Origin of the sequence: Chloroflexus sp. (assembly GCF_034432675.1) — a bacterium.
Lineage (GTDB): Bacteria > Chloroflexota > Chloroflexia > Chloroflexales > Chloroflexaceae > Chloroflexus.
On sequence record NZ_DAOUBI010000066.1, the window covers coordinates 1 to 7,898 of the forward strand.

Annotated in this window: 5 protein-coding genes and 1 pseudogene; 3 read left to right on the top strand and 3 right to left on the bottom strand. The window is 58.3% G+C overall.

What is annotated here, in order from left to right:
* The first annotated feature begins 462 nt into the window (after positions 1-462).
* Together ychF and VAE55_RS05355 are read left to right on the top strand one after the other, a co-directional pair.
* Positions 463-1,545 (top strand): redox-regulated ATPase YchF, encoded by a 1,083-nt coding sequence (gene ychF / locus VAE55_RS05350; RefSeq protein WP_322814774.1) that lies wholly within the window; start codon positions 463-465, stop codon positions 1,543-1,545.
* On the top strand, positions 1,538-2,899 hold the full coding sequence (locus VAE55_RS05355) for a glycerate kinase type-2 family protein (RefSeq protein WP_416181169.1): 1,362 nt from the start codon (positions 1,538-1,540) through the stop codon (positions 2,897-2,899). Before ychF ends, VAE55_RS05355 begins: the two co-directional genes overlap by 8 nt.
* Positions 2,900-3,472: 573 nt before the next feature.
* Here the strand turns inward: VAE55_RS05355 and VAE55_RS05360 are convergent.
* Together VAE55_RS05360 and guaB are read right to left on the bottom strand one after the other, a co-directional pair.
* Complete coding sequence (locus tag VAE55_RS05360) at positions 3,473-4,645, bottom strand: GHMP kinase (protein ID WP_322814776.1); 1,173 nt, start codon at positions 4,643-4,645, stop codon at positions 3,473-3,475.
* Positions 4,646-5,292: 647 nt separating this feature from the next.
* Positions 5,293-6,774: an IMP dehydrogenase gene (guaB, locus tag VAE55_RS05365; protein ID WP_322814777.1), complete on the bottom strand. Its 1,482-nt coding sequence runs from the start codon at positions 6,772-6,774 to the stop codon at positions 5,293-5,295.
* A 329-nt stretch (positions 6,775-7,103) separates the two neighbouring features.
* On the opposite strand from guaB, the gene VAE55_RS05370 reads away from it, so the two are divergent.
* The gene (locus VAE55_RS05370) at positions 7,104-7,541 is read left to right on the top strand and encodes a hypothetical protein (protein WP_322814778.1); all 438 of its coding nucleotides are present in this window, start codon (positions 7,104-7,106) and stop codon (positions 7,539-7,541) included.
* A 236-nt stretch (positions 7,542-7,777) separates the two neighbouring features.
* On the opposite strand, the pseudogene VAE55_RS05375 reads toward VAE55_RS05370, so the two are convergent.
* Positions 7,778-7,898, bottom strand: a pseudogene (locus VAE55_RS05375) (IS5/IS1182 family transposase); the annotation flags it as partial.

Sequence of the window (7,898 nt, forward strand, 5' to 3'; positions counted from 1 at the left end):
TCATTGATTGCCGACCGACCCCGATCGTGGCGAGTACCCATAGCATCCGCGTGACCAGCCGGGTCAACGGTATGCCATGTGCCGGATCGTGTGTACGGCTGGCGCGGCAGCATGGCTGCCGCACGCCAAACGTCGCGACACGCGGATGATGAGCGAGCAAGGCAACCAATCCAATCCTGGTGATGGTCGTCAGCCCGCCTCGCTTTCACATCGGCAGTCTGGGGGCAGGATATGCTGTCGTTGGCAATTGGCAAGCGTTCAGGCCACACTATGCGGCAGTCTGGATGCATGACAGCACAGATTGTATCAAGATAAGTTCTATTGCCTCACGTTTCACATCAGCCCCTCTTTTCTCTCTTCTACCTCCTCCCCCCTACCTCCTATCTCCTCCCTCACTGCCTGCTCCCCATCCAGTTATGGTATAGTGTTCACCAATACACGACATTCGCACGAGGACATGCGATGAAAATAGCGATTATTGGTCTGCCAAATAGTGGTAAAACAACCGTCTTCAATGCCTTGACGCGCGGCCACGCCGAGACAGCCGCGTATTCGTCGGGTCAATTAGAGCCAAACCTGGCAACCGTCAAAGTTCCCGATCCGCGGCTGGAAGTTCTGGCGCAGATATTCAATCCGCGCAAGATTACCTACGCCGATGTGCAATACGTTGATATTGGCGGCTTGAGTGGGAGTGGTCGGGTTGGAGGTGGCCTGCCACCCGTCTTGCTCAACTACATCGCCTCTGCCGATGCTCTGCTGCACGTGGTGTGCGCATTTGACGATCCGGCAGTACCCCATCCAAATGGTTCGGTCGATCCGCAACGCGACATTGCCGCAGTCGATCTGGAACTGGCTTTTTCCGATCTCGGCATCATCGAACGGCGTCTGAACCGATTGAATGCCGAGATCCCCAAATTGCCGGCCAAAGAGAAGGAGCTGCGCACCGCCGAACGCGATCTGTTGCAGCGCTTGCGCGAGGCACTCGAAGCCGAAACGCCAATCCGGGCGCTCGAATTGACCGAGGACGAGGCGCGGCTGATTCGCGGCTACCAGTTTCTCACTGCAAAACCGATGCTGATTGCCCCGAACATCGGTGAAGCCGACATAGCCAATCCACCGCAGATCACGTATCCGCATCGTCAGAGTGCGGTTGAACCGCTGTGCGGCAAGATCGAAGCCGAGCTGGCGCAGCTCGACGATGACGAAGCGCAGGTCTTCATGGATGACCTGGGCATCACCGCTCCGGCCCGTGATCGGGTGATTGCAGCCAGCTATCGCCTGCTCGGACTGATCAGTTTTCTCACCGCTGGCCCCGACGAAGTGCGGGCATGGCCGATCCCGAAAGGTACGCCGGCAGTCGAAGCGGCAGGGACAATCCATTCCGATATTCAACGTGGCTTCATCCGGGCTGAGATTGTCGCCTACCACGACTTGATCAACGCCGGCAGCATGCACGAGGCGAAAAAAGCAGGTCTGGTACGAATGGAAGGCAAGCAGTACATTGTGCAAGATGGAGACATTTGCCACTTCCTCTTCAATGTCTAAGCGATTGTTGACGGCATCGCTGCGGGCGGCCTGGTGGGGGCCGGCGGTTACGCGGATCATGGCTGCTGCCCTGGCCGCGGCTGATCCGTTCCAGGCTACGACCACCGCCCTGCAGCGCGACGGCGACTGGCTGATTGTCGGCGAGCACCGCTACGATTTGCGGGCGTTTCAGCGTGTTTGGCTGGTCGGTGCGGGCAAAGCCAGCGCAGCAATGGCACAGGCTGCGGTTCAGGTGCTGGGAGATCGCCTGCACGGCGGCCTGGTCGTGGTGAAAGATGACGGTGCCCCACTGCCTGATCTGCCGGGTATCACCCTGTTACGCGCCGCCCACCCGACCCCAGACGAACGGAGTGTGCTGGCCGGTCAGCAGATTGCCGCCTTGCTCGCTCAGGTCACCGAACACGACCTGGTGCTGGCCCTGATTTCCGGTGGCGGTTCAGCACTGCTCAACCTGCCGGTACCGGGGATCACCCTGGCCGACATTCAGATCCTCACTGGCGAACTACTGGCCTGTGGCGCACCGATTGGCGCTATCAACACCCTGCGCAAACATCTCGATCAGATCAAAGGTGGCGGACTGGTGCGCATGGCGGCGCCGGCAACCCTGATTACCCTCATCCTCTCCGACGTTGTCGGTAGCCCACTCCAGGTCATCGCCTCCGGGCCAACCGTCGCCGATCCAACCACCTTTGCCGACGCCCTGGCGTTTCTCGAACAGTACGAATTGATAGAACGGTGTCCACCGGATATCCTGACGTATCTCACGGCAGGTGCCCGTGGCGACCATCCAGAGACATTGAAACCGGGCGATCCCTTGCTCACGATGGTGCAGAACATTCTCATCGGGAGCAATGCGCAGGCTGCCCAGGCCGCACTTGTTGCCGCCCGCGACGCCGGCTTCAACGCGATGCTCCTGACCACCTACCTGGAGGGAGAAGCCCGCGAGGTGGGGCACGTGCTGGCTGGAATTGCCCGCGAAATTGCCACATCCGGCCATCCACTGGCAACGCCGGCCTGCGTGATTGCCGGCGGCGAAACAACCGTAACCCTGCGTGGAACCGGCCTGGGCGGACGGAACCAGGAGCTGGCGTTGAGTGCCGCCATCGCCCTCGACGGCCTCGACCAGGCCGCCGTCATTGCCCTGGCAACCGATGGCGGCGACGGACCAACCGACGCTGCCGGCGCAGTTGCCACCGGCACAACCGTCGCTCGTGCCAGAGCGATAGGCTACGATCCATTCGCTCACCTGCGGCGCAACGACGCCTACCCCTTCTTCGCCGCCCTCGACGATCTCCTGCGCCCCGGTCCAACCGGTACCAATGTCAACGATCTGGTGTTTATTGTGGTTGGATGACTGCTTTGTACCGCAGTTTCAGCCTTCTGCGCTATAGGATGCTCGGCATCCGCACCTGGCCCGGCATATGCGAGAGAGTTTCCCCGCTTTCAATATGGTTGGCATCAGGTTGGGGGAGTGTCATATCTCGAATCTTGACTGACACTGTGCAACATTATTCGTGTTGTCAGATCCCTTGCTTGAGCACTGCCATGCGGGTTACGATGCCCATGTACCCTGTCTAGGCCAGCGGTCGGAGCGCTTGGTCATGCACCCCGACCAGACGTCTCCATGACGTATCGGCGTTACCTCTTCTGTTGCCCATAGCTAGGCCTAGCATCCCCCTTGGCAATGGCAACATACGTGCTTCATCTGAAACAATCAGGTCAAATGTTAACCGATACTGGGCATCATTGCCAGGGACACCGATAGTCGCCGATCAGCCGCTGCACAGGGTCTTACTACTCGTCAGCGACGTACAGTGCGCTACGAGCATCCTCACCAGGGTACGTACGGAGTGTGGGCCACGTGTTTGATTTTGCCAATATGCCGCATTACCCCGGAAATCAACTCATCCAGCAGTGTGCTCTCTACCTACACCCCTTCAAGTTCTAACAATACTTCTTCGACCGGAATCACGTGGACTGGTCCTCCGATGGGGGCGACTACGGTTTCCAGGTTCAGGCCAAGGTCGTGGATCGCGGCGACGACGGTCGGCGCGTGATCGCGATGGGTGATGAATACGACCGTCGGCCCGGTGTCGGTGCTAGCGTAGACCGGCACGCCACGGGCACGCAGGTCGTTGCAGAGCCGAAAGAGGGTGATGTTTTCCGGTTCCCAGCCGATGATTCGCTGCTCACGCGAACCAGACATGGTGATGCCGTGCAGGCGCATGCTGTCGAGTTCGGCCAGTTGTCCGATTGTCCGCCAGTCGCCCCGACGCACGGCACTGATGCACTCGCGCACTTCGTCGCCGCGGGCCAGCATCCAGGAGCGAAAAAAGATGCTGTTTGGCGCATCGTGATGGGCCTGTTCGGTTTTCAGGCCGATCCGTGAGTCGATTGGCACGGTGATGAGGGCAACATCGGCGAGTTCGTTGTGCTGGTCGAGCCGCACGGCATAACTTTCAGTGGGGGAGATGCCGGGGTAGCTGAGCCAGAGTGCCAGGCCGCCGGCAGTGCTGCGACATCCCGAACCGGCCAGCAGGCGGGCAAGGGTGGAGAGAAAGCGGGTGTGGCCGGCCAGTTCCGGGCCGAAGAGGGCGCTGACGGCCGCACAGGCCAGGGCCGCTGCTGCCGAAGCACTGGTGCCCAGTCCTTTGCCGGCCACCTTTGTGCGCAGTACATTGCGCGAGACGACCCGGGCGCGACTGCTTATGCCGGCCAGTGAACGTACTGCATCGAGCACAGTAACCACGCGCTCAAGTTCACGGCCCTGGACGGGAATACCGCCGATTATGGCAGTGTCGGCCGGTAGTGCTGGATCAAACTCAACCAGTGTAGTCGTATGCGCCGCAGCATTGTTCAGCGAGATCGATGGCAGAAAGGCAATCCGTTGCGTCCAGTCGCTCAGGCCGTGATATTTCAGTACCCCTTGCATCGGGTAGGCACGGGCTGCTGCCATACCTTGCGCACGGGCAGGCGGTAACGGCGGCGGAGGGGGTGGTAGCAGGTTGTACTGTTGTAATTCAGCCAGAATCTGTTCGTGGGCGGTACGCATTGGTACCATGAGATCGCTTACATAATGTGGAATGATAGACTGGTTCATAGTCTCTGGTGCTTTCCCGTGTTGAGATGAGAATCTGCTTCCAACTATGTTTACCCGATGACAGTTGTGATTCCGGCGGTCTGCATCAGGTTTACGCTTGCAACCGCTGGCTTATGGTAACCCAGGTTGCTACCTATGCTGTGAGCAGGCCACATAAGGCTGACTGCCAGGATGCACAGCATAACGCTGTGCGCAACATCGGGCGACGTACCTGTATGAACGATGTGGGTAGCAGCCAGTTCTGTAGGCACCCTACGTCACGCCCCGTTATCGGTAGGTAAGATGTCTTGCAACCCACCAAGTAGCAGCCAGTTCCGTAGGCGCCCTACGTCACGCCCGCCTCACGGTAGCAACTCGAGTTTGCCCATCCTCTGTGTCCTCTGTGCCTCCGTGGTGACAAAGGTAGCAACCTGGCTTATGGTAACAGAGCAGTCAGATGATCGTGATGATCACGCACGTTGTGCCTGTGACCGGCAGAATGACTGGTGCACTGTGCGCCGGCGATTGAGCGTGGTAGCAGCGGAAGTATGGCTTCCGCACGCCAAACCACGCGATACATGCATCACGACGCGGAACGGTTTCCTGGTCGGCCTCGCCAGAACGGGTGTGCTGTGGTCAAACAGCGCACCTGGTTGCGTAGACACCGCTTACTGACGACCGCCATAATTCGGGGCCTGCTTGGTAATCACTACATCGTGCGGATGGCTTTCGATCTGTCCGGCAGTGGTGATCCGAATGAAGCGGGCATCGCGGCGCAGGGCTTCGATGTTGGCTGCTCCGACATAGCCCATCCCGGCGCGCAAACCACCCACCAATTGGTAGACGGTATCGCTCAGTGGGCCTTTGAACGGCACCATGCCTTCGATGCCCTCGGCAACCAGTTTGCGCACCTCGGTAACATTGGTCTGGAAGTAGCGATCACCGCCGCCACGCTGCATAGCGCCGATGCTCCCCATCCCGCGGTAGCTCTTGTAACTGCGCCCCTCGTACAGGATTAGTTCGCCGGGACTCTCTTCGGTGCCGGCGAAGATCGAGCCGATCATCACGCTGTGGGCACCTGCAGCAATTGCCTTTGGAATATCACCAGAATATTTGATACCGCCATCGGCAATGATTGGGATGCCGTAGGGTTCGGCGGCGCGTGCGCAATCGAAAATTGCTGTGATCTGCGGCATGCCGGCACCGGTGACGACTCGGGTCGTGCAGATGGAGCCTGGTCCCTGTCCGACTTTGATACCATCGACCCCACGCTCGATCAGGGCAATGGTTGCGGCAGCAGTTGAGACATTGCCGCCAATGATCTGAACCCGTGGGAACAATTCACGTAATTTGACCACGGCATTCAATACGCCACGCGAATGGCCGTGAGCGGTATCGATGACCAGCACATCAACCCCAGCGCGCACCAGTTCGGTCGCCCGCTCGATGTAATCGCCACTGACGCCGACGGCTGCGCCAACGCGCAGCCGTCCCATGTCATCTTTACAGGCGTGCGGATATTCGATCCGCTTCATGATGTCTTTGACGGTAATCATGCCGCTCAGCTTACCGCGTTCGTCCACAACCAGTACCTTCTCGATCCGGTGGCGGTGTAAGACCTCCTTCGCCTCTTCGAGCGTTGTGCCTTCGGGTACCGTCACCAGATTCCGCGATGTCATGAGATCGCGAATCGGGCGGTTACGGTCGGTCTCGAACCGCAAATCGCGATTGGTGATGATCCCGACCAGATCACCATCGGCAGTTGTGACCGGAACGCCGGAAATCTTGTATTCGGCCATCAGATCGAGTGCATCGCCCACTGTGCGGTCGGGAGGAAGGGTGATTGGATCGGTGATCATACCGCTCTCTGAGCGTTTCACCTTGCGTACCATGTCGGCCTGACTGGCAATGGGCATATTTTTGTGAATGATCCCGATCCCTCCCTCACGGGCCAAAGCAATTGCCAGCCGGTGTTCGGTAACGGTGTCCATCGCTGCACTGACGATGGGGATATTGAGGCGAATGTTGCGGGTGAGCCAGGTTGAGACATCAACTGTGGCCGGTAAGACATCAGATTCTGCCGGAATGAGCAACACATCGTCGAACGTCAATCCTTCGCGGGTAAATTTTTCTTCCCAGGCAATGCCCATAGTAACCTCCACATCATAATGATGTACAAAAATCCCCCGCGGTCGACGCAGGGGGATCGAAGACTACCGCATTGAGACGGTACCGTACGCGTTGGTTGATACCGTTTCGCCTGTACTATACTCCGAGCTGACTGCCTCGTCAAACTGGTGCTGACCCTGTGGCAATCTATCCTGAGCCACCCGGATGCCTGATAGCGCTATGTTACAACAATCTACAGTATAAATCCCATAACCTGGCATTGTCAGGTCGTGAAAGGTATTCTCGCCGTTACGCCAAAATGCTATGATAACAATAACACAGTGCAGCAATGTGGAGAGGAGTGGCGTCTATGATGAAGCGAATTCTCCGTAGTCTGGGTTTTGTGGTCGCGAATGTGATTGTGATGATAATTTTGCATGGTAATTCAAAGCAGTTCTGGCCAAAAATCCCCTACCTGAGCCTGCGGAATGAGAGCATTGCCGAGCATACACGTCTCCTCTTTAATACAATGGCGCTGGTCACGCTCGGCCAGGCCCTCATCGGCAAATTACCACGCGAGCGCTGGTTGCCGCGTGGGATTGTGCTGGCAGTCTTTCCGGCGTTACTGCCGGCGCTCATCTTTTTCGGGCAGCGGGTGTTGCGTTTGCAGGGTGATGCCGGCGAACGGTATAACCTGAGTCTGGTGCCGCTGTTGCCGATAGCGGCGTCGGTTGTCGAAGAGGTGCTAACCGCTAAATTCAATCCGCCCGCTGCTGAACCGCACGCCGATTACAGTCATCTGGTCTAGGTAGAGAACTTATTTCAACCTGAGTTGCTACCTTTGTCACCACAGAGGCACAGAGGATGGATATAACCTGAGTTGCTACCGTGAGGCGTGACTTGACGCGTCTTTGGGAACTGGCTGCTCCCCACATCGTTCATGCAAGTACGCCGCACGGTGGTAGGCGCAATGTCGTGCTGTTCATCCTGGTAGTCAGCCTCTGTGGTCTGCTCACAGCATAGGTCAACTTGGGCTAGAGCCTGTTATGAACTTTGAACCATAAGCGAGACAAACCGATGGCCCAACACAATGGCAAAGGCAACGACATGCAAGCCGGCCAGCGTCGCCGCCACACGTTCGTCGTCACGCACCAGGCGACGGAAG

What these genes read in the sequence shown, in the direction of transcription:
- ychF (WP_322814774.1), top strand. Translation starts at nt 463, where the DNA reads ATGAAAATAGCGATTATTGGTCTGCCAAATAGTGGTAAAACAACCGTC.
- VAE55_RS05355 (WP_416181169.1), top strand. Translation starts at nt 1,538, where the DNA reads ATGTCTAAGCGATTGTTGACGGCATCGCTGCGGGCGGCCTGGTGGGGG.
- VAE55_RS05360 (WP_322814776.1), bottom strand. Translation starts at nt 4,645, where the DNA reads ATGAACCAGTCTATCATTCCACATTATGTAAGCGATCTCATGGTACCA.
- guaB (WP_322814777.1), bottom strand. Translation starts at nt 6,774, where the DNA reads ATGGGCATTGCCTGGGAAGAAAAATTTACCCGCGAAGGATTGACGTTC.
- VAE55_RS05370 (WP_322814778.1), top strand. Translation starts at nt 7,104, where the DNA reads ATGATGAAGCGAATTCTCCGTAGTCTGGGTTTTGTGGTCGCGAATGTG.